18 protein-coding genes are annotated in these 19,468 nt (G+C 68.6%); 12 read left to right on the forward strand and 6 right to left on the reverse strand.

All coding sequences use genetic code 11. The features are described from left to right. From GBZ26_RS14620 to GBZ26_RS14630, 3 genes are all read left to right on the forward strand, one after another. Positions 1–854, forward strand: an 854-nt coding sequence (locus GBZ26_RS14620; RefSeq protein ID WP_174439464.1) for an MBL fold metallo-hydrolase, incomplete at its 5' end; no start/stop codon positions are given. Between the two features lie 66 nt (positions 855–920). Next, positions 921–2,168, forward strand: a complete 1,248-nt coding sequence (locus tag GBZ26_RS14625; protein ID WP_174439465.1) for a cation:proton antiporter — start codon at positions 921–923, stop codon at positions 2,166–2,168. Positions 2,169–2,297: 129 nt separating this feature from the next. Then, a complete protein-coding gene (locus GBZ26_RS14630) occupies positions 2,298–3,533 on the forward strand; it encodes a YeeE/YedE family protein (RefSeq protein ID WP_174439466.1) in 1,236 nt (411 codons plus the stop codon). Between the two features lie 4 nt (positions 3,534–3,537). Here GBZ26_RS14630 and GBZ26_RS14635 read toward each other — a convergent pair whose 3' ends face one another. After that, positions 3,538–4,440 carry a LysR family transcriptional regulator gene (locus GBZ26_RS14635; RefSeq protein WP_035677038.1) on the reverse strand — a complete coding sequence of 301 codons (903 nt, stop codon included), beginning with the start codon at positions 4,438–4,440 and terminating at the stop codon, positions 3,538–3,540. A 134-nt stretch (positions 4,441–4,574) separates the two neighbouring features. Between GBZ26_RS14635 and GBZ26_RS14640 the strand changes: the two genes are divergently transcribed. From GBZ26_RS14640 to dgcN, 6 genes are all read left to right on the forward strand, one after another. Further along, positions 4,575–5,690: an S-(hydroxymethyl)glutathione dehydrogenase/class III alcohol dehydrogenase gene (locus GBZ26_RS14640; RefSeq protein ID WP_174439475.1), complete on the forward strand. Its 1,116-nt coding sequence runs from the start codon at positions 4,575–4,577 to the stop codon at positions 5,688–5,690. Positions 5,691–5,697: 7 nt separating this feature from the next. Continuing rightward, entirely contained in the window at positions 5,698–6,561 is an 864-nt protein-coding gene (gene fghA, locus GBZ26_RS14645) for an S-formylglutathione hydrolase (RefSeq protein WP_174439467.1), read from the forward strand. 169 nt (positions 6,562–6,730) lie between these two features. Next, positions 6,731–7,708 (forward strand): TAXI family TRAP transporter solute-binding subunit, encoded by a 978-nt coding sequence (locus GBZ26_RS14650; RefSeq protein ID WP_211104764.1) that lies wholly within the window; start codon positions 6,731–6,733, stop codon positions 7,706–7,708. A 170-nt stretch (positions 7,709–7,878) separates the two neighbouring features. Further along, complete coding sequence (locus GBZ26_RS14655) at positions 7,879–9,798, forward strand: TRAP transporter permease (RefSeq protein WP_247884813.1); 1,920 nt, start codon at positions 7,879–7,881, stop codon at positions 9,796–9,798. Positions 9,799–9,803: 5 nt separating this feature from the next. Continuing rightward, positions 9,804–9,953: a hypothetical protein gene (locus GBZ26_RS30290; RefSeq protein WP_247884814.1), complete on the forward strand. Its 150-nt coding sequence runs from the start codon at positions 9,804–9,806 to the stop codon at positions 9,951–9,953. A gap of 34 nt (positions 9,954–9,987) precedes the next feature. Beyond that, positions 9,988–11,001 (forward strand): N-acetyltransferase DgcN, encoded by a 1,014-nt coding sequence (dgcN, locus tag GBZ26_RS14660; RefSeq protein WP_174439469.1) that lies wholly within the window; start codon positions 9,988–9,990, stop codon positions 10,999–11,001. 2 nt (positions 11,002–11,003) lie between these two features. Here dgcN and GBZ26_RS30675 read toward each other — a convergent pair whose 3' ends face one another. Continuing rightward, entirely contained in the window at positions 11,004–11,129 is a 126-nt protein-coding gene (locus GBZ26_RS30675) for a hypothetical protein (protein WP_269145388.1), read from the reverse strand. A gap of 1 nt (position 11,130) precedes the next feature. Between GBZ26_RS30675 and GBZ26_RS14665 the strand changes: the two genes are divergently transcribed. Further along, on the forward strand, positions 11,131–11,556 hold the full coding sequence (locus GBZ26_RS14665) for an NUDIX hydrolase (RefSeq protein ID WP_014197516.1): 426 nt from the start codon (positions 11,131–11,133) through the stop codon (positions 11,554–11,556). A gap of 16 nt (positions 11,557–11,572) precedes the next feature. Here the strand turns inward: GBZ26_RS14665 and GBZ26_RS14670 are convergent, their stop codons facing one another. The 3 genes from GBZ26_RS14670 to GBZ26_RS14680 all read right to left on the reverse strand — a co-directional run bounded on the left by GBZ26_RS14670 (position 11,573) and on the right by GBZ26_RS14680 (position 16,981). Next, complete coding sequence (locus tag GBZ26_RS14670) at positions 11,573–14,836, reverse strand: efflux RND transporter permease subunit (protein ID WP_174439470.1); 3,264 nt, start codon at positions 14,834–14,836, stop codon at positions 11,573–11,575. A gap of 13 nt (positions 14,837–14,849) precedes the next feature. Continuing rightward, positions 14,850–16,010 carry an efflux RND transporter periplasmic adaptor subunit gene (locus GBZ26_RS14675; RefSeq protein WP_246653866.1) on the reverse strand — a complete coding sequence of 387 codons (1,161 nt, stop codon included), beginning with the start codon at positions 16,008–16,010 and terminating at the stop codon, positions 14,850–14,852. Between the two features lie 428 nt (positions 16,011–16,438). Continuing rightward, positions 16,439–16,981, reverse strand: a complete 543-nt coding sequence (locus GBZ26_RS14680; RefSeq protein ID WP_174439472.1) for a carboxymuconolactone decarboxylase family protein — start codon at positions 16,979–16,981, stop codon at positions 16,439–16,441. Between the two features lie 121 nt (positions 16,982–17,102). Here GBZ26_RS14680 and GBZ26_RS14685 point away from each other — a divergent pair, with 121 nt between their 5' ends. Further along, a complete protein-coding gene (locus GBZ26_RS14685) occupies positions 17,103–17,912 on the forward strand; it encodes a cupin domain-containing protein (RefSeq protein ID WP_174439473.1) in 810 nt (269 codons plus the stop codon). A 70-nt stretch (positions 17,913–17,982) separates the two neighbouring features. Then, positions 17,983–18,651, forward strand: coding sequence for a histidine phosphatase family protein (locus GBZ26_RS14690; RefSeq protein WP_246653867.1), 669 nt, complete (start codon positions 17,983–17,985; stop codon positions 18,649–18,651). A 275-nt stretch (positions 18,652–18,926) separates the two neighbouring features. Here GBZ26_RS14690 and GBZ26_RS14695 read toward each other — a convergent pair whose 3' ends face one another. Then, positions 18,927–19,196: a ribbon-helix-helix domain-containing protein gene (locus GBZ26_RS14695; protein WP_174439474.1), complete on the reverse strand. Its 270-nt coding sequence runs from the start codon at positions 19,194–19,196 to the stop codon at positions 18,927–18,929. Positions 19,197–19,468 lie beyond the last annotated feature (272 nt).

Raw genomic sequence — 19,468 nt, forward strand, 5'->3', positions numbered from 1 at the left:
CACTGGCCGCACGCCTCCTGCCGCCGACCGTGGCGGCCCTGCCGCTGCCGGTGCGCGGAACGGTGGGGATCCAGGGCGTGCCGGTGACCACAGGGCGGTCCGGCCACGCGCCGGGCGGCGTGTGGATCCACCTGGGCACGGAGGACGGCGGAATTCTCTACATGGGCGACCATTCCGACGAATCGGCCCTGTTCCCCTTCGACCCGCCGCCGCCGGCGCGGCGGGTGATCCTCGACGCCTCCTACGGGCTGGACGACACCCCGCAGGTGGAACGGCTGGCTGCGCTGAAGCCCTTCCTCCACGCGGGTGGCGCTCTGTTCCCCGTGGCGGCGGACGGGCGCGGGCCGGAGATGGCTCTGTGGGCGCTGGAGCATGGCGTGGTTCCGGCCATCGACGACGCCCACCGCGCCGCCATCGCCCATCTGCTGGCGGAGGCCGACACCGCCCTGCGGCCCGGCGTGGAGGAACGTCTGCGCCGGCTGCTCGACCGCGCCAAGGCGCCGGGCGATCCACGCGACGTGACCTTCGCCGCCGGTCCCAACGCGACCAGCGGCACCGCCGCGGAGCTGGTGGAGCGCTGGGGTGGGGTGGATGGGCCGGAGCCAAGTGGTCCCGAAATCATCTTCACCGGCTACCTCGCGGCGGGCACGCCGTCGCGGACCCTGGTCGACGCGGGGCGCGCGCGGTATCTGCGCTGGAACGTCCATCCCACGCTGCGCCAGTTGACGGCGCTGGTGGACGCCACGGGGGCGGAGCTGGTGCTGCCCGCCTTCGGCGACATCCGGCACCGGGAGGGCTGGCGGGCCGCCTTCACCCCGGCGATCCTGGAGGGGCTGGACGCCCCGGAGGGCTGACGCGCGAGAGGATCGCGGCGGACGCCCTGTTGGCATGGCTTGTCTCTCCCAAGCCGCCGGACGTTCATGGGCACCTTCGAGTTGCTGTCCCTCCTGCTGACCCTGGCGGCGCTGTTCAGCTTCGCCAGCCGCGGCCTGCTCGGCCTGCCGGCGACGGCGGGGGTGTTCCTGCTGGCCTTCGGCTTCGCCTTCGCGACGGCGGTGGTCGGGACGCTGGTGCCGGCCATCGACATCCGTGCCTGGGAGGAGCGGCTGGTGACCAGCGCCCACCTGCCCGAAGCGCTGCTGGAGGGTGTCCTGGCCTTCCTGCTGTTCGCCGGGGCGGTGGAGCAGGACAGCGGTACGCTGTGGCGGCGGCGCTGGGCGGTGGCGCTGCTGGCGACTCTGGGTGTCGTGATCTCGACCGCCGTCATGGGCACCGGCATGTGGCTGGTCTTCGACGCCATGGGCCAGCCGGTGCCACTGATCTGGTGTCTGGTGCTGGGGGCGGCGCTGGCGCCGACCGACCCGGTGGCGGTGCTGGCCGTGCTGCGCAAGGCGCCGCTGCCGGAGGGGCTGCGCACCGCCATCGCGGGGGAGAGCCTGTTCAACGACGGCATGGGGGTGGTGCTGTTCGCCCTCCTGCTTGGGCTGGCCACCGGGACCGACACCGATGTGACGGTGCTGGGCGTTGCCTGGGACATCGTGAAGGAGGCGGGCGGCGGCGTCCTGCTGGGGCTGGCGACCGGCTCCCTGGCCTTCTGGGCGAAAAGCCGGGCGGACGACGCGGCGGTGGAGCTGTCGATCTCGCTGGCCCTGGCGGCGGCGACCTACAGCCTCGCCCAGCGGCTCGGCCTGTCCGGCCCCATCGCGGTCGTGGTGGCGGGGCTGCTGATCGGGAACACCGCCAGGCACCACGTCTCGTCGGAGCGGACGGGCTTCATCATGAAGGCCTTCTGGTCGATGGTCGACGCGATCCTGAACGCCATCCTGTTCATGCTGGTCGGGCTGGAGGCGGCGGTGGTGCTGTCCTGGCAGGCGCCGGTGATGACCGCGGCCGTCCTGGCGCCGCTGCTGGCGCTGGTGGCCCGGCTGGCCAGCGTCTTGCCCGTCGTCGCCGTCCATCTGCGCAGCCAGCGCAAGGCGGCGGCGACCGCCGTGCTGACCTGGGGCGGGGTGCGCGGCGGCATCGCCGTGGCGCTGGTCCTGTCGCTGCCCGACAACCCGCAGCGCGACCTGCTGCTGGTCGCCTGCTACGCCGTCGTCGCCTTCACCATCATCGTGCAGAGCCTGACGCTCGGCCGGCTGGCCCGACGCCTGTTTCCCGATGGCTGACGGGTTATCCAACGCAGGACAGGGATGCGCAGAACGGTCTTTTCTGTGGAAAGCATCCCATTATCTACTGGAGTCAATCAGGCAATCGCCTTTATCAACTTTTCATTTTTGTTGTTTTGGGGTGTCGGGATGACGGACACGACTCTGGGCCGGGCGGCGGGCTCGGCCGCGCTTCTGCCGGGCATCGACTGGCGGGTGGTCACCGTGGCGCTGCTCGCCCTGGCGGGCGGCGGCCTGTGGATCGGCGACGCCGTGTCGGGGCGGCAGGCGGCGCTCTATCTGGTGGGCGGCGCCATGGGCCTCGTGCTCTACCACGCGCTGTTCGGCTTCACCTCCGCCTTCCGCGTTTTCATCGCGGACCGGCGCGGGGCGGGGCTGCGGGCGCAGATGGTGATGCTGGCCGTGGCCTGCGCGCTGTTCTTCCCGGTGCTGGCGGCGGGGACGCTGTTCGGCATGCCGGTGAAGGGGTTGGTGTCACCGGTCGGCCTGTCGGTGGTGGCCGGCGCCTTCCTGTTCGGCATCGGCATGCAGCTGGGCGGCGGCTGCGCCTCGGGCACGCTGTTCACAGTGGGCGGCGGCAGCACGCGGATGGTCGTGACGCTGGCCTTCTTCATCGTCGGTTCGGTGCTGGGCGCCTATCACCTGCCCTGGTGGCAGGCGCAGTGGACCGCCGCCCCGGTGTCGGTCGTCGCCGCCTGGGGCTGGCCGGTGGCGTTGGCGGTGAACCTCGTCCTCTTCGCCGCGGTCTATGCCGGCACCCTTGCGTTGGAGAAGCAGCGCCACGGCCGCCTGATCGAGGGCGCCCCGGCCAAGACCGAAGGGCTGCGGCGCTTCCTGCGCGGTCCCTGGCCGTTGGTCTGGGGCGCGGTGGCGCTGGCCGTGCTGAACTTCGCGACGCTGGCGCTGGCCGGGCGCCCGTGGGGCATCACCTCGGCCTTCGCGCTGTGGGGCAGCAAGGGGCTGGCCGCGCTGGGCGTGGACGTCGCCTCCTGGCCCTTCTGGCAGGCGCCGGCCCAGGCCAGGGCGTTGCAGGAGAGCGTGCTGGCCGACGTCACCTCGGTGATGGATTTCGGCATCATCCTGGGCGCGCTGCTCGCCGCCGGGCTGGCCGGCAAGTTCGCCCCGGTGTGGAAGCTGCCGCTGCGGTCGCTGGTGGCGGCGATGGTCGGCGGGCTTCTGCTCGGCTACGGCTCGCGCCTCGCCTACGGCTGCAACATCGGCGCCTATTTCAGCGGCATCGCCTCGGGCAGCCTGCACGGCTGGGTGTGGATCGTTGCGGCGCTGGCCGGCAACTACTTGGGCACCGCGCTGCGCCCGGTCTTCGGGCTGGAGGTCGAGCGCACGCCGCGTCCGACCGCCTGCTGACGGGTCAGCGGTACTCCGGCCGCCGGGCCAGCCCTTCCTTGAGATGCTGGATCAGCAACCGCACCTTGGGCGACAGGTGGCGCTGCGGCGGGTAGACCGCCCAGACGGCGGTGTTGGGCGGGCGGTGGGCATCCAATAGGGAGACCAGCCGGCCCGCCGTCAGATGCTCCACCACATAGTAGTCGGGCAGCTGACACAGCCCGAAGCCGCGCAGCGCGGCGTCCAGCACCGCCGTGCCGCTGTTGCAGCGCCAGCGCCCCTGCGGCCGGAACAGCCACTCAGGCCCGCCATCCTCCAGCGAGCCCGCGTCGAAGGTCCAGCCGTCCGCGGTGCCGGTCAGGCAGTCGTGCTCGGCGAGGTCGGCCAGCCGGCGCGGCGTCCCGCGCCGCTCCAGATAGGATGGGGCGGCGCACAGATGCATGACCCGCGGCGCGATCCGCGTGGCGACGAGGCTGGAATCCATCAGCCGTCCCAGCCGCACCGCCAGATCCACCCCCTCATGCACCAGATCCAGCCGGCGGTTGGTCAGCTCGATCTCGACGCGGAGCTGGGGATGGCGCTCCAGGAAATCATTCACCAGCGGGACGACGAACCGCTCGCCGTAGGCCACGGCGCAGGTCAGCCGCAGCAGGCCCTTGGGTTCCGCTTGAAGGTCGCTGACGGCGAGCAGCGCCTCGTCCCGCTCCTCGATCAGGCGGCGGCACTGGGCGAGCAGGGAGCGGCCCGCCTCGGTCAGCGTCACGCTGCGGGTGGTGCGGTAGAACAGGCGGGCCTGCAAGCGGTCCTCCAGCCGCGCCACCTGCCGGCTGACCTGCGAGGAGGAGATGCGCAGCCGCTCCGCCGCGCGGGAGAAGCCGCCGCACTCGGCCACCGCCACGAATTCGTCGATGCCATCCCAGCGGCTCACCCGTCAAACCCCCGATTCCGCGCCGATTATCCCCATACGGCAACAATCCTCTCCAACATTGCAGCGTTGTCAACGCGCGCGGAATGCTAACGTCGATCATCAAAGAAACGCGAACGCATGGAGACGGTGGGATGGTGAAGTCACGCGCGGCGGTGGCCTGGGAAGCGAAGCGCCCCCTGGAGATCGAAGAGGTCGAGGTCGCGGCGCCCAGGCAGGGCGAGGTTCTGGTGCGCATCGTCGCCACCGGCGTCTGCCACACCGACGCCTACACCCTGTCCGGCATGGATTCGGAAGGCGTGTTCCCGGCGATCCTGGGCCATGAGGGCGCCGGCATCGTCGAGGAGGTCGGGCCGGGCGTCACCTCCGTCCAGGTCGGCGACCATGTCATCCCGCTCTACACGCCGGAATGCGGCAAGTGCAAATTCTGCCTGTCCGGCAAGACCAACCTCTGCCAGGCGATCCGCGCCACCCAGGGCAAGGGGCTGATGCCGGACGGCACCACCCGCTTCACGGCGAAGGGCCAGCCGGTGTTCCACTACATGGGCACCTCCACCTTCTCCGAATACACGGTGCTGCCGGAGATCGCGGTCGCCAAGATCAACAAGGCGGCGCCGCTGGAGAAGGTCTGCCTGCTCGGCTGCGGCGTGACCACCGGCATGGGCGCCGTGCGCAACACCGCGAAGGTCGAGCCGGGCTCGACGGTTGCGATCTTCGGGCTGGGCGGCATCGGCCTGTCGGCGATCATCGGCGCCGTCATGGCCAAGGCGTCGCGCATCATCGGCATCGACATCAACCCCGACAAGTTCGAGATCGCCAAGCAGCTCGGCGCCACCGACGTGGTGAACCCGCAGGACTACGACCGCCCGATCCAGGAGGTTCTGGTCGAGATGACCGACGGCGGCGTCGATTACAGCTTCGAGTGCATCGGCAACGTCAAGGTGATGCGCGCCGCCCTGGAATGCTGCCACAAGGGCTGGGGCGAGTCGGTCATCATCGGCGTCGCCGGGGCCGGGGAGGAGATCAGCACCCGCCCGTTCCAGCTGGTCACCGGGCGCGTCTGGCGCGGCTCCGCCTTCGGCGGCGTGCGCGGCCGGTCGGAGCTGCCGGATTACGTGGAGCGCTACCTGAAGGGCGAGTTCGAGCTGGACACCTTCATCACCCACACCATGGGGTTGGAGGACATCAACAAGGCCTTCGACCTGATGCACGAGGGCAAGAGCATCCGTTCCGTCATCCTCTACAACCCGTGAGGACCGGATGGAGTCGCAACTGACCCAGATCGCGGCGAACCGCTGCTTCGGCGGCTGGCACAAGCGCTTCCGGCACCGCTCCGCGGTGCTGGACTGCGACATGGTCTTCGCCGTCTATCTGCCGCCGCAGGCCGAATCGGGCGTCAAATCGGGCAAGGTGCCGGTGTTCTACTGGCTGTCCGGCCTGACCTGCACCGACGAGAACTTCATGCAGAAGGCCGGCGCCATGCGGATGGCGGCGGAACTCGGCATCGCCATCGTGGCGCCGGACACCAGCCCGCGCGGCCCCGACGTGCCCGGCGATCCGGACGGCGCCTGGGACTTCGGGCTGGGCGCCGGCTTCTACGTCAACGCGACACGGGAGCCCTGGGCGAAGCACTACCGCATGCACGACTATGTGGTGCGGGAACTGCCGGAACTGGTCGAGGCCGAACTGCCGCTGACCGGCCGGCGCTCCATCGCCGGCCATTCCATGGGCGGGCACGGCGCGCTGGTCTGCGCGCTGCGCAACCCGGGCCGCTACCGCGCCGTGTCGGCCTTCGCGCCGATCGGCAACCCGGCCAGCGTGCCCTGGGGCGAGAAGGCGTTCGAGCGCTTCTTCGGCACCGATTACGCGGCGTGGCTGGAGTGGGACAGCTGCGCCCTGCTGGGCCGCGCCACCGAGAAGCTGCCGATCCTGGTGGACCAGGGCGACGCCGACAGCTTCCTGGAGAAGCAGCTGAAGCCGGAAAACCTGCAGCGGGCGGCGGAGGCGGCGGGCCACCCGCTGACCCTGCGGATGCAGCCGGGCTATGACCACAGCTATTTCTTCATCGCCAGCTTCATCGACGACCATCTGCGCCACCACGCGGCGGCGCTGCTGGCGGACTGACGCGTTTCGTCCGCGCATACGGCCCGGGCAGGCGGCCCGGACAGGCGGCCCGTCCGCCTCTGGAATGGGCCGTATGTGCGGACGGGACAGCCATTCGTATCGACAAGCCTCCTACCCAAAGGCATGATTTCGTTACGACGCGAAATAATGGGAGGTTGTCGTGAATTTCATGTCCAAGACCCGCCGTCTGGCTTTCGCCGCCGTCGCGGGTGCGGTCGCCGTCGGCGCCACCATCGCCGTGGCGCAGACGCCGGCCTTCTTCCGCATCGGCACGGGCGGCACCGCCGGCACCTACTATCCGGTGGGCGGGCTGATCGCCAACGTCATCTCCGGCACCAACGGCGGCGTGCCCGGTCTGGTGGCGACGGCGGTGGCCTCAAACGGCTCCGTCGCCAACATCAACGCGATCAACGGCGGCTCGTCCGAGTCGGGCTTCTCGCAATCGGACGTCGCCTATTGGGCCCACACCGGCACCGGCCTGTTCGAGGGCAAGGGCAAGGTGGAGGACCTGCGCGTCATCGCCACGCTCTACCCGGAAACCATCCATCTGGTCGCCCGCAAGGACGCCAACATCAAGTCGGTCGCCGACCTGAAGGGCAAGCGGGTGTCGCTGGACGAGCCGGGCTCGGGCACGCTGGTCGACGCGCGCATCGTGCTCGGCGCCTTCGGCCTGACCGAGAAGGACGTCAAGGCCGAGTATCTGAAGCCGGGTCCGGCGGGCGACCGCCTGCGCGACGGTGCGCTTGACGCCTATTTCTTCGTCGGCGGCTACCCGACCGGCGCCATCTCCGAACTCGCGACCTCGTCGGGCATCTCGCTGGTCCCGATCACCGGGCCGGAAATCGACAAGATGCTGGGCCAGTACCAGTTCTTCGCCAAGGACACGGTTCCGGCCAACACCTACAAGGACGTTCCGGAGACCAACACCATCTCCGTCAACGCCCAGTGGCTGACCAGCGCCAAGCAGCCGGACGATCTCGTCTACAACATCGTCAAGACGCTCTACAACGAGAAGAGCCGCGCCGCGCTCGACGCCGGCCACGCCAAGGGCAAGCTCGTCACGCTGAAGAACGCCACCTCGGGCCTCGGCATCCCGCTGCATCCGGGCGCGGAGAAGTTCTACAAGGAACAGGGCGTCCTGAAGTAAGGCGCCTCTGAACACGATGCACCGGGCGGGGCCGTTCCGGCATGGCGCGGCCCTTTCCCGTCCCCGTTCCTGGGGTCATTCCCTCCTTCCCTTCCGGGGTTGGAGGGTTTTCGGGTTTGAGGGGTCATGAAGCAAGCCCCCGGCCCCGCCCGATTCATTCTGGAGCATCCATGACCGATACCCATCGCGACCCGCCGCCCGACATCCGGCTGGAGTCCGCGTCCATGGAACTCGACGAGGCCAAGGCGCGGGAATTGGAGGAGAAGTTCGACTCCGAGATCCGCTTCCGGCCGCTGTCGCCGCTGGCGGGACATCTGGTCGGCGGCCTGCTGATCGTGCTGTCCCTGTTCCACTACTACACCGCTGGGTTCGGCCTGCTGGCGGAGATGGAGCACCGGGGCATTCACCTGTCCTTCGTGCTGGGCCTCGTCTTCCTGGTCTTCCCCTTCACCAAGCGCGGCTACGGCGAGCCGGTGATGGGCACCCTGCTGCGCCCGTTCGGCATCGGCCTTCAGGACTGGGCGCTGGCCATTGGCGCGGTGGTCGCGGTGATGCATGTGCCGCTGATCCCGCTTGACGATCTGGCCTTCCGCGTCGGCAACCCGACCACAACCGACGTGATCCTCGGCTCCGTCCTGATCATCGTGCTGCTGGAGGCGACCCGCCGGTCGGTCGGCTGGCCGCTGCCGATCATCGCGTCGATCTTCATGCTCTACGCGATCTGGGGCCCGCAGATGCCCGGGCTGCTGAAGCATCCCGGCGCCACGGTGTCCCAGCTCGTCGATCACCTGTACCTGACGACGCAGGGCATCTACGGCATCGCGCTCGGCGTGGTGGCGACCTACGTCTTCCATTTCGTGCTGTTCGGCGTCTTCGCCACGCGCATCGGCTTGGGGCAGCTCTTCCTCGACTGCGCGGCCTGGGTGGCCGGGCGCTACGCGGGCGGTCCCGCCAAGGTCGCCATCTTCGGCTCGGCGCTGTTCGGCATGATCTCCGGCTCGTCGGTCGCCAACACGGTGACGGTGGGCTCGCTGACCATCCCGGCGATGAAGCGGCTGGGCTACAAGCCGCATTTCGCCGCCGCCGTGGAATCGACCGCCTCGACCGGCGGCCAGATCACCCCCCCGATCATGGGGGCCGCCGCCTTCCTGATGATCGAGTTCCTGGGGCTGCCCTACACGACGATCATCCTGGCGGCCATCGTCCCGGCCTTCATGCATTTCTTCGGCGTGCTGGTGCAGGTGCATCTGGAGGCCAAGCGCAACGGCCTGCGCGGCCTGCGCCCCGACGAGATGCCGGACCTGAAGGAGGCCTTCCGCCGCGACTGGCCGACGGTCATCCCGCTGGTGGTGCTGATCGGCATCCTGATCGCCGGCTACACCCCCTATCTGGCGGCCTTCTGGGGCATCACCCTGTGCATCGCCGTCGGCCTGCTGAACCCGCGCAAGCGCATGACCATCCGCGAGGTTCTGGACGGGCTGCGCGACGGCGCCAAATACGCGCTGGCGGTCGGCGCCGCCGCCGCCACGGTGGGCATCATCGTCGGCGTGGTCACGCTGACCGGCGTGGGCTTCAAGATCTCCTACATCGTCACCTCCACCGCCGGCGAGATGGCCGGAACGCTCGGCGCCTTCCTGCCGGCTTGGCTGGCCGACGTGAAGGGGCTGACGCTGCTGTTCACGCTGGTCATGACCGGCATCGTCTGCATCCTGATGGGCTGCGGCATCCCGACGACGGCCAACTACATCATCATGGCGACCATCGCAGCCCCGGCGCTGGGTCTGCTCGGCGTGGCGCCGATCGTCGCGCACTTCTTCGTCTTCTATTACGGCGTGCTGGCCGACATCACCCCGCCGGTGGCACTGGCCGCCTACGCCGCGGCGGGCATGGCGGGGCGGACCCCTTCAAGACCGGCAACACCGCCTTCCGGCTGGGTCTGGCGAAGGCGCTGGTGCCTTTCGTCTTCGTCTTCTCGCCGTCGCTGCTCCTGGTGGCGCCGGGCTTCACCTGGCCGGACTTCCTCATCGCCTTCTTCGGTTGCATCGTCGGCATCGTCTGCCTGGGCGCCACGCTCACCGGCTGGCTGCTGACCACCATGCGGACCTGGGAACGGGTGCTTCTGGGGTTTGCCGCCATCCTGCTGGTCGCGCCGGAGCTGTATTCGTCGCTGCTGGGGCTGGCGCTGATCGTGCCCGTCCTGCTCCGCCAGATGTCTGCCCGTCGCCTGACGCCCGAAGCCGCTTAAAGAAAACAACCGGTCTCTTCGAGAGGACCCGATCATGAACATTCCCCATCCCTACCTGATGTTCCTCGGCGACGTTCAGGACCAGCTCGGCGCGAAGACGGCGCAGGGCATCGTGGACTGGCGTCCCGACTGGTGCCTCGGCCAGATCCGGCTGGAGGGCTGCAAGGCCGACCTCGGCATTCCCGACATGACGATCGCGGAGGCGGCGGGGCAGGGCGCCCGCACGCTGGTGGTCGGTGTGGTGAACGCCGGCGGCGTCCTGCCGGAGCATTGGACGAGCGTCATCGTCCAGGCCATCGAGGCCGGCATGGAGGTGGCGAGCGGCCTGCACACCCGGCTGGAGAGCATCCCGGCCATCGCCGAGGCGGCGGCGCGCCACGGCCGCCAGCTGTTCAACGTGCGCCATTCCGACCAGAGCTTCGCCACGGGCAAGGGGACCAAGCGTCCGGGCCGGCGGCTGCTGACGGTGGGCACCGACTGCTCCGTCGGCAAGAAGTACACGGCGCTGGCGCTGGAGAAGGAAATGCGGGCCCGCGGCATGGACGCGGATTTCCGCGCCACCGGCCAGACCGGCGTCTTCATCTCCGGGCGCGGGGTCGCCATCGACGCGGTGGTGGCCGACTTCATCTCCGGCGCGGTGGAGTGGATCGCCCCGGCGGCGGACCCGGCCCATTGGGACCTGATCGAGGGGCAGGGCTCGCTCTACCACCCGTCCTTCGCGGGGGTGTCGCTGGGGCTGCTGCACGGCGCCCAGCCGGACGCCTTCGTCGTCTGCCACGAACCGACCCGGACCACCATGCGCGGCGTGCAGCACCCGCTGCCGTCGATCCAGGAGGTCATCGACCTGACGATCCGCTGCGGGCAATTGACTAATCCGGCCATCCGTCCGGTCGGGATCGCCATCAACACCAAGGCCTATGGCGAGGACGAGGCGCGCGCCTGCCTGGAAGCGGCTGCCAAGGCCCATGGACTTCCGGCCAGTGACCCTATCCGGTTCGGCGTAGCCGAAATTATTGACCGTCTGACGGAAGAATTTGCCACTGAGTAACGTTAATAGGGGATGATCATGGTGCCGATGGGCGGCACGAAGCACAGCCGCCCATCGTCATAAGAATGATCGCCCGCCATTCCGTTCAGCCGAATTGGATCGCGGGTCCGGCCTTCCCACTTGGACATGATGAGCAACCGCACTCCCGCCACCCAATACGCCGCCCTTCCTTTCCGCCTTCGCAACGGCCGGCCGGAAATCCTGCTGGTCACGTCGCGGGAAACCAAGCGGTGGATCATTCCCAAGGGGTGGGCGGAGGAGGGCGTGAAGCCCTGCGCCATGGCGGCGCGGGAGGCCTACGAGGAAGCCGGCGTGCGGGGCACCGTCGATCACCGGCCCTTCGGCAACTTCCGCTACATGAAGCGGCTCAGCGTCAACAAGTCGGTCCTCTGCGCGGTGACCGTCTTCCTGCTGGAGGTCGAGGAGGTGCTGGACGAGTGGCCCGAGAAGGGCCAACGCGAGCGCCGCTGGCTGACCCCGTCCCAGGCCGCCCTGGCCGTGGGGGAAAGCGGCCTCGTGGAGATGTTGCTGCGGCTCGGCATCCCGCCGGACTGAGCCGGACCGGCGCAGTTCACCGCTCGGGAGCGGATGTCCCTGGAACCTCCTCGCTGGCCCGACGGTACCCTCCGGACCGCGCGGCGTCCGTCTCGGAATGGGGATGGACAGGCTGCTCTTCCACGCTTGGGGATGGATGCTGGTTGACGGCCAGCGGCCCGCTGAACAGGCGGCGGATCACGGTGTAGAACACCGGGGTGAAGATCAGGCCGAACAGGGTGACCCCCAGCATTCCCATGAACACCGCGGTGCCCAGCGACTGGCGCATCTCCGCTCCCGCCCCTTGCGCGATCATCAGCGGCACGACGCCCAGGATGAAGGCGAAGGACGTCATCAGGATCGGACGGAGCCGGGTGCGCGCCGCCGCGACCGCGGCCTCGAAGCGGTCCTTGCCCTCGAACAGTTCGTTCTGGCGGGCGAACTCGACGATGAGGATGGCGTTCTTGGCGGCCAGCCCGACCAGCACGACGAAGCCCACCTGCGCCAGGATGTCCACCGCCAGCCCGCGCATCAGCAGCCCGGTCACCGAGGCCAGCAGGCACATCGGCACGATCAGGATGACCGACAGCGGCATCGCCCAGCTCTCGTACTGCGCCGCCAGCACCAGGAAGACGAAGACGACGGACAGCCCGAACACCAGCAGGCCGGTGTTGCCCGCCGCCTTCTCCTGGTAGGCCAGCTCGGTCCATTCGAAGCCGAAGCCGTCCGGCAGGGTGTCGGCCGCCGCCTTCTCCATCGCCGCCAGCGCGTAGCCGGTGGAGAATCCGGGCAGCGTGTTCCCCTGAAGCTCCGCCGCCGGATAGAGGTTGTAGCGGGCGACGCGGTAGGGGCCGGTGATGTCCCGGAACTCCGCCACCGCGCCGATCGGGACCATGTCGCCCTGCGCGTTGCGGGTCTTCAAATTGGCGATGTCGCGCGGGGTCTGGCGGAACCGACCGTCGGCCTGCGCGGTCACCCGGTAGGTGCGGCCCAGCAGGTTGAACTCGTTGACGAAGGCGGAGCCGACATAGATCTGCAGCGCCTCGAACACCTGATCGGCGGTGACGCCCAGCATCTCCGCGCGCTGGCGGTCGATGTCGGCGAAGACCTTCGGCGTCTTGGTGTTGAACAGTGAGAACACGCCGACGAGGCCCGGAATGCGGTTCGCCGCGGCGGACAGCTCGTTCACCGCCTCCTCCAGCGCGGGCAGGCCGCGGCCCCGCTTGTCCTCCACCATCATCTTGAAGCCGCCGGAATTGCCGATGCCGCGCACCGGCGGCGGCGGGATGGTGATGATGAAGGCGTCCTCGATGGCGCCCAGCCGGGTCCTCAGGTCGCCCAGCACGGATTCGGCGGTCTGGCCCTTCGGGATGCGGTCCGCGAAGGGGGCGAGCGTCACGAAGATCGCCCCGGCGTTCGGCGCGTTGGTGAAGGTGGCGCCGTCGAAGCCGGCGAAGGGCACGGCGTGGATCACCCCCGGAGTCTTCAGCAGCGTGTCCACCGCGGTGCGCACCACCTCGTCCGTGCGCGCCAGCGACGAGCCGGGGGGCAACTGCACCACCGTGATGAGATAGCCCTGGTCCTGGTTCGGGATGAACCCCGTCGGCGCCCGGCTGAACTGCCACGCCGTCAGGGCGAGCAGCACACCGTAGACCGCCAGCACGATCACCGGCAGCCGCACCAGCCGCCCGGTCAGCCCGGCGTAGCCGTTTGACAAACGGTCGAAGCCGCGGTTGAAGCCGCGGAAGAAGGCATGGACCGGGCGCGTCAAAGGCGACGGCTTGGGCGGGTGCTCCTCGTGCGGCTTGAACAGCAGCGCGCACAGCGCCGGGCTGAGGGTCAGCGACACCAGGCAGGAAATCACCGTGGCGGTCGCGATGGTCACAGCGAACTGGCGGAAGAACTGGCCGGAGATGCCGCTGACCAGGGCCGCCGGGATGAAGACGGCGGTGAGCACCAGGGCGATGGCGATCAGCGCGCCGCCGACCTCGTTCATCGTCTCGTGCGCGGCGTCCTTGGGCTTCATGCCCTGGCGGATGAAGCGCTCCACATTCTCCACCACGACGATGGCGTCGTCCACGACGATGCCGATCGCCAGCACCAGCCCGAACAGCGACAGCGTGTTCAGCGAATAGCCCAGCGCCGCCAGCACCGCGAAGGTGCCGATCAGCGACACGGGGATCGCGGCAATCGGCACGATGGAGGCGCGCCACGTCTGAAGGAACAGGATGACCACGACGACGACCAGCGCCACGGCCTCGAAGATCGTCTTGTAGACCTCCTCCACGGACTGCGCGATGAACTCCGTCGGGTTGTAGACCACGTCGTAGCGCATCCCGCTGGGGAAGCCCTTGGACAGGTCCGCCAAGGTCGCCAGGATGCGGTCGGCGGTTTCCAGCGCGTTGGAACCCGGCCTCTGGAAGATGACCAGCGGCACCGCCTGCTGGCGGTCCAGATAGGCGTTCAGGTTGTAGTCCTGCGCCCCCAGCTCGACCCGCGCCACGTCGCGCAGGCGGGTGACCGCGGCGCCCTCGGTCTTGACGATGATGTTGCCGAACTCGCGGGGGTCGGTCAGGCGGCCCAGCGTCTCGACGTTGAGTTGGAAGGCGCCGGGGGTCGGCACCGGCGGCTGGTTGATGACGCCGCCCGACACCTGGACATTCTGCGCCTGGATCGCCCGCACCACGTCGCCGGCGGTCAGGCCGCGCGCCGCCACCCGGTCGGGGTCGAGCCAGACGCGCATGGCGTAGTCGCGGGCGCCGAACACCTGGATGTCGCCCACCCCGTCCAGGCGCGCCAGCACGTCCTTGATTTGCAGCAGCGCGTAGTTGGACATGTAGAGCTGGTCGCGCGTTCCATCCGGCGAATTCAGATGGATCACCATCAGCATGTCGGGCGAGTTCTTGCGCACCGTCACGCCGATGCGCCGCACGTCCTCCGGCAGGCGGGGCTCGGCCACGGCGAGGCGGTTCTGCACCAGCACCTGCGCGGTGTCCAGGTCGGTGCCCAGCTTGAAGGTGATGGTGAGCTGGAGGCGTCCGTCGCTGGTCGCCTGCGAGGCCATGTAAAGCATCTCCTCGACGCCGTTGACCTCCTGCTCGATGGGAGCGGACACGGTGTCGGCGACCACCTGCGCCGACGCGCCGGGATAGGTCGCGTTGACCACGATGGTCGGCGGCGCGATCTCCGGATACTGCGCGACCGGCAGGGTCAGATAGGCGAAGACACCGATCAGGGTGATGAAGATGGACAGGACCGCCGCGAAGATCGGCCGGTTGATGAAGAAGTGCGAGATGTTCATGTCCCGGCTCCGCTCAACCGGCCGGCGGCTTCGGCGGCTCGATCCGTCCGTCCTGCGGCGTCACCTTGGCGCCCGGCCGGGCCCGGACGAGGCCGTTGATGATGACCTTGTCCGTCTCCTCCAGCCCGGAGCGCACGACGCGCAACCCATCCTCGATGGGGCCGAGGCGCACCGGCTTCGGCACCACCGTCCCGTCGGCGGCGACCGTCAGGACGATCTTGTTGGCCTGGTCGCTGACCACGGCCTGATCGGGGATCAGCGTGGCGGTGTAGCGCTCCGACCCAGGCAGGCGCAGCCGCCCGAACTGGCCGGGCGTCAGCAGCAGCGACGGATTGGGAAAGACGGCGCGGGCGCGGATGGTGCCGGCGCCGGGGCTCACCTGGTTGTCGATGAAGTTCAACGTGCCCTTCAGGGGCCAGCTCTGCTCGTCGAACAGGCGGCCTTCGACATCGACGCCGCCGTCGCGTTGCGACCTCAGCGCACCGCGCGCCGCCGCCCGCTGGTAGGCGAGATAGTCGGACTCGCTCATATCGAAGGTGAAATAGATCGGATCGAGCGAAACGATGGTGGTCAGCAGGGTCGTCGTGCCGCTGTCCCCGCCGACGATGAGGTTGCCGACGCTGACCTCGCGCCGGCTGATGCGGCCAGCGATCGGGGCGGTGATGCGGGTGAAGTTCAGGTTCAGCTCCGCCGTCCGGACGGCGGCCTTCGCCACCTCGACCCCGGCGGCATCGACGCGGACCTGCTGCTGGCGCTCGTCGAAGACGCTGGCCGCGACGTTGTCGCTGCGCCGCAGCTCCGACGCGCGGGCGAGCTGCCGGTTCGACAGGTCCAGCTTGGCTTCGGCCTGCTGCTGCTCGGCCCGCGCCGAGGCCAGCGCCGCCTCGAACGGGCGCGGATCGATGACGAACAGCGGATCGCCCTGCTTGACGAGCTGGCCGTCCTGGAAGGCGATGGAGTCGAGATAGCCGCTGACCCGCGCCCGGACCTCCACGAAGTCCACCGCCTGGAACTGGCCGGTGAACTCGTCCCATTCGACGATCTCCTTGCGGAGCGGCGGGCTGACCGTGACCGGCGGCGGTGCGTTCTGGGCGGTCTCGGCGGCATGGGCGCCGTGGCCGGATGGGCCGGCCATTCCCAGGCCACCGACCGCCGCGATGGCGATAAGGAGCATGGCTGGACCGGCCTTCATCCAGGATGCGGCCCCGCTTGTGCCCACCACCATCATGGCCGCCTCCGCTCCAGCTCCCGGAACATCGATGGTTGCATGGATCGGCGGAGTTCCACAGCGCGCGAAAGCTGCGGCTGCCACCCTTTATAAAAGGGGAGAGAAACACCGAACGGCCAGACCGGATGGGTCGGACCGGGATGGGGTTGGCGTCCAGGCTCGCGTTGAAGTCGTGGATCGGCTTGTTCTTGACGCTGCCGAAGTGGTCGCGGATGCGCCGATGACGGTGTTGCCGGCCGTCTGGATGGTTGCTCGTCCTTGTTTTGCGCTCGCGCGCCCCGTCGGCGCGCTGGCAGGGTCCCCATGACCGGAGCGGGGCATGGCGGAAACAGCTTGGAATCCGCAGATCATGCCGCGTTCCGGGTCATTTCCGTTCAGGCCGGAAGGGCCGGCGCCTTGGGGAAGTCGAGGTCGGTTTCGATCAGGTTGTTGGCGTAGTTGGTCAGGATGCCGCCGACGGTGTTGGCCAGCACCTCCAGGATGATGGCGTCGTCCAGCCCGGCGGTCCGGACCGCCTCAAGCACCACCGTCGGAACGCGTCCACGATTGTCCACGATGGACCGGGCCAGCGTCACGATGGCGTTCGAGCGTGCGTCCTCCGGCTGGCCGGCGCGCGCCGCCAGCACCTCCGTCTCGCTCAGCCCGACGGCCTTGCCGCTCAGGCTGTGGGCGGATAGGCAGTAGTCACAGCCGTTCGCCTGCGCGACCGCCAGCGCGATGCGCTCCTGATCCTTGGCGGACAAGGCACCTCCGGCCAGGGCGCCGGTGACGGCCAGATAGCTGCCGAGCGCTGCGGGGGACTGCGCCAGCGTGGCCAGCACGTTCGGCACCTTGCCGATCTTCGCCTTGATGGCGGCGAGTTGCGGGGCGACGGAGGCGGGCGGGTTGCTGCGGTCGACGGGAATGATGCGGGCCATGGGAGACTGTCCTTCCAAATCGGTGAGGCGACCCGATGCCGCCTCGACATGGGCAGAGGATAGCCGTACGATCCGCAATAGATCGTCCGAGTTTGTTTGCAGATCGTCCGAGGAGCCCGCCGTGAACCAGCCGGACCGTTTGGCCGCCGCCCTGCAACGTGTGCGCATTACCGCGCGGGTGTTTCACGCCGGCGGCTTTTGCGGGACTGGCGCGGTGCTGGGTGAGCGCGCCGGGGGCCATCTCCACCTGCTGCGCGGCGGGCGTCTCGGTCTGGAGAGCGGACAGGGGCGACTCATCGAAGTGATGGGACCTGCGGCCGTCCTGCTGCCGCGGGCACACCGCCACCACCTGACCACCGATGTGGATGAACGCAGCGATGCCGCGACAGTCGATCTCGTCTGCGCCGACATCGACCTTGGCGGCCTGCGCAATCCACTGGAGCATGGACTGCCCGACGTCATGGTCGTTCCGCTTGATCAGGCGCAGCCCTTGGCCACGGTGCTGGAGCTGTTGTTCGGTGAAGCCGGGGGGCAGGGCTGCGGCCGTCAGGTCGTCCTGGACCGGCTGGCGGAGGTCGCCATCGTCCATGTGCTGCGCCATGCCATCGATCGGGCGGAAGGCCGCACGGGGCTGCTGGCCGGCCTGGCCCATCCCGCGCTGTCCCGCGCGCTGGTCCGGCTGCATGAGCAACCGTCGGCGGCCTGGACCCTGGAACGCATGGCGGACGAGGCCGGCATGTCGCGCAGCGTCTTCGCGGAAACCTTCGCCGAAGTGGTGGGAATGACACCGGGCCTCTATCTGCGGAACTGGCGCCTTCAGTTGGCGAGAGCCCGGCTGGACGAGGGTGCGACGCTGAAGCAGACGGCTCGCGAGGTTGGTTACGCCAGCCATGCCGCCTTGTCGCGGGCTCTGTCGGGAAGCGTGCCATGAAAGGTCGGCCTGCGGCCCGATCGACCTGACGTGGCGGAGGGGCCTATCAACAGCGTTGCGACAAGGCGGCATGCTGCAAAGGGACACCTGGGCTTTCGGTTCGCTTGACCAATATTGCCCTCATCGATTCGTCATCAGCCGCGGTGGTCCAATGCCGAAGATTTTCCGCCGCAGATCGTTTGCCGTTATGACCGTTGCCGTTCTGATTGGCGGCTCCGCTTCGGTCGGTTGGGGCGCGGATTCAGGCGAAATCGATCCGAGGGGGCTGATCGTCCTCATGAGGCACGCCGAGGCGCCCGGCGTCGGCGACCCGCCGAATTTTCAGCTCCGCGACTGTGCGACCCAACGCAACTTGGGGGCGAGCGGCCGCGAACAAGCCCGGCGGGTCGGTGATCGGCTGCGGAGTCTCGGTGTTCAGCGGGCCGCTGTGTATTCAAGCCAATGGTGTCGGTGCCTGGAAACCGCGCGGCTTCTTGATGTCGGGTCCGTGCAGGAACTGCCGGTTCTCAACTCATTCTTCGACCGGCGCGAGGCGCAGGATGCGCAGATCGCGTCGTTGCGCCGCTTTCTGGCGGGGCTGCCAGCCGGTGGAGCGCCGGTCGTGCTGGTGACGCATCAGGTGGTCGTGACCGCGTTGACCGGCGTCTATCCAGCGTCTGGAGAATCGGTTCTCCTCCGGGCGGATGGAACGGAAAATCCGACCATCGAAGGGCGCATTCAGACCGATGGCTCCAGATAGATGATTGGCGCGTTGAGAGGGGACGTCCGCTCAGATTCGCTCGCCTTCCAGCCAGCCCGATTTGCCGAACCCCATTTGCCAAGGATGACGCGGAGCGCATGTTGCGGAATCTGGACGACCCGAAGGCCACGAAGCAGATCACCCAAGCCGACGGCCGCGAACACTCACCGATGTTCCTGGCGGCAATGTGACCGCGACTCGACTGGGCCTTGTTGCCAACTGCGCCTCCCGGTACCCTTCGCGCTTCCAGACTGGCGCCGGGTGTGCATTCCCTGCTACTCCGCCGCCACAGCCAGCGGGAGGCAGGAACTTTCCCGCTGCGGCATCGCCGCCCTGAAGTATTCCAGCACATAAACCCGCACGGCGCTGGACAGGTTGCTGGCGTCCACGGCCTCCACGCGTTCGCCGAGGCGGTTGCACAACTCTCCTACGGTCAAGCCTTCCCTTTGTGCAATTTCTTCCAGCCCATCCCAGAAGGCGGCCTCCAGCCGCATGCTGGTTCGTTTCCCGGCGACATAAACGTTCCTCAGCTTCTTCGACGACATGGCATGCCCACCGCAATACGTTGCACTCTTGCGTATGCACGGTCGCGGAGTTGGAACCGGAAAACATGTGAAGAACTTCACATAAAACGCGGGGGCCATATTGCGGGCCACAAGGTCACAAGGGGCACCACCAATCGGCGGTCGCCTAGCAGGACGCGGAAAAAGGGCTGTGCCTGGTTGGCCGTCCGTGATTCTCTCTGGTTGTTGAGACTACGGCTGGCGATGGGGACGATGCGGGGTTCGGACGAACGCAGCGAGGGTCTGTTCAGCTA

Origin of the sequence: Azospirillum formosense, assembly GCF_013340925.1 — a bacterium.
GTDB classification, from domain to species: Bacteria; Pseudomonadota; Alphaproteobacteria; order Azospirillales; family Azospirillaceae; genus Azospirillum; species Azospirillum formosense.

Excerpts from the sequence above, each read along its gene's own strand:
- GBZ26_RS14680 (WP_174439472.1), bottom strand. The coding sequence starts at position 16,981 with ATGGCCCGCATCATTCCCGTCGACCGCAGCAACCCGCCCGCCTCCGTC.
- GBZ26_RS14675 (WP_246653866.1), bottom strand. The coding sequence starts at position 16,010 with ATGCTCCTTATCGCCATCGCGGCGGTCGGTGGCCTGGGAATGGCCGGC.
- GBZ26_RS14670 (WP_174439470.1), bottom strand. The coding sequence starts at position 14,836 with ATGAACATCTCGCACTTCTTCATCAACCGGCCGATCTTCGCGGCGGTC.
- GBZ26_RS14690 (WP_246653867.1), top strand. The coding sequence starts at position 17,983 with ATGCTGCAAAGGGACACCTGGGCTTTCGGTTCGCTTGACCAATATTGC.
- GBZ26_RS14630 (WP_174439466.1), top strand. The coding sequence starts at position 2,298 with ATGACGGACACGACTCTGGGCCGGGCGGCGGGCTCGGCCGCGCTTCTG.
- GBZ26_RS14655 (WP_247884813.1), top strand. The coding sequence starts at position 7,879 with ATGACCGATACCCATCGCGACCCGCCGCCCGACATCCGGCTGGAGTCC.
- GBZ26_RS14665 (WP_014197516.1), top strand. The coding sequence starts at position 11,131 with ATGAGCAACCGCACTCCCGCCACCCAATACGCCGCCCTTCCTTTCCGC.
- GBZ26_RS14650 (WP_211104764.1), top strand. The coding sequence starts at position 6,731 with ATGTCCAAGACCCGCCGTCTGGCTTTCGCCGCCGTCGCGGGTGCGGTC.
- GBZ26_RS14625 (WP_174439465.1), top strand. The coding sequence starts at position 921 with ATGGGCACCTTCGAGTTGCTGTCCCTCCTGCTGACCCTGGCGGCGCTG.
- dgcN (WP_174439469.1), top strand. The coding sequence starts at position 9,988 with ATGAACATTCCCCATCCCTACCTGATGTTCCTCGGCGACGTTCAGGAC.
- GBZ26_RS30675 (WP_269145388.1), bottom strand. The coding sequence starts at position 11,129 with ATGTCCAAGTGGGAAGGCCGGACCCGCGATCCAATTCGGCTGAACGGA.
- GBZ26_RS14695 (WP_174439474.1), bottom strand. The coding sequence starts at position 19,196 with ATGTCGTCGAAGAAGCTGAGGAACGTTTATGTCGCCGGGAAACGAACC.
- fghA (WP_174439467.1), top strand. The coding sequence starts at position 5,698 with ATGGAGTCGCAACTGACCCAGATCGCGGCGAACCGCTGCTTCGGCGGC.
- GBZ26_RS30290 (WP_247884814.1), top strand. The coding sequence starts at position 9,804 with ATGCGGACCTGGGAACGGGTGCTTCTGGGGTTTGCCGCCATCCTGCTG.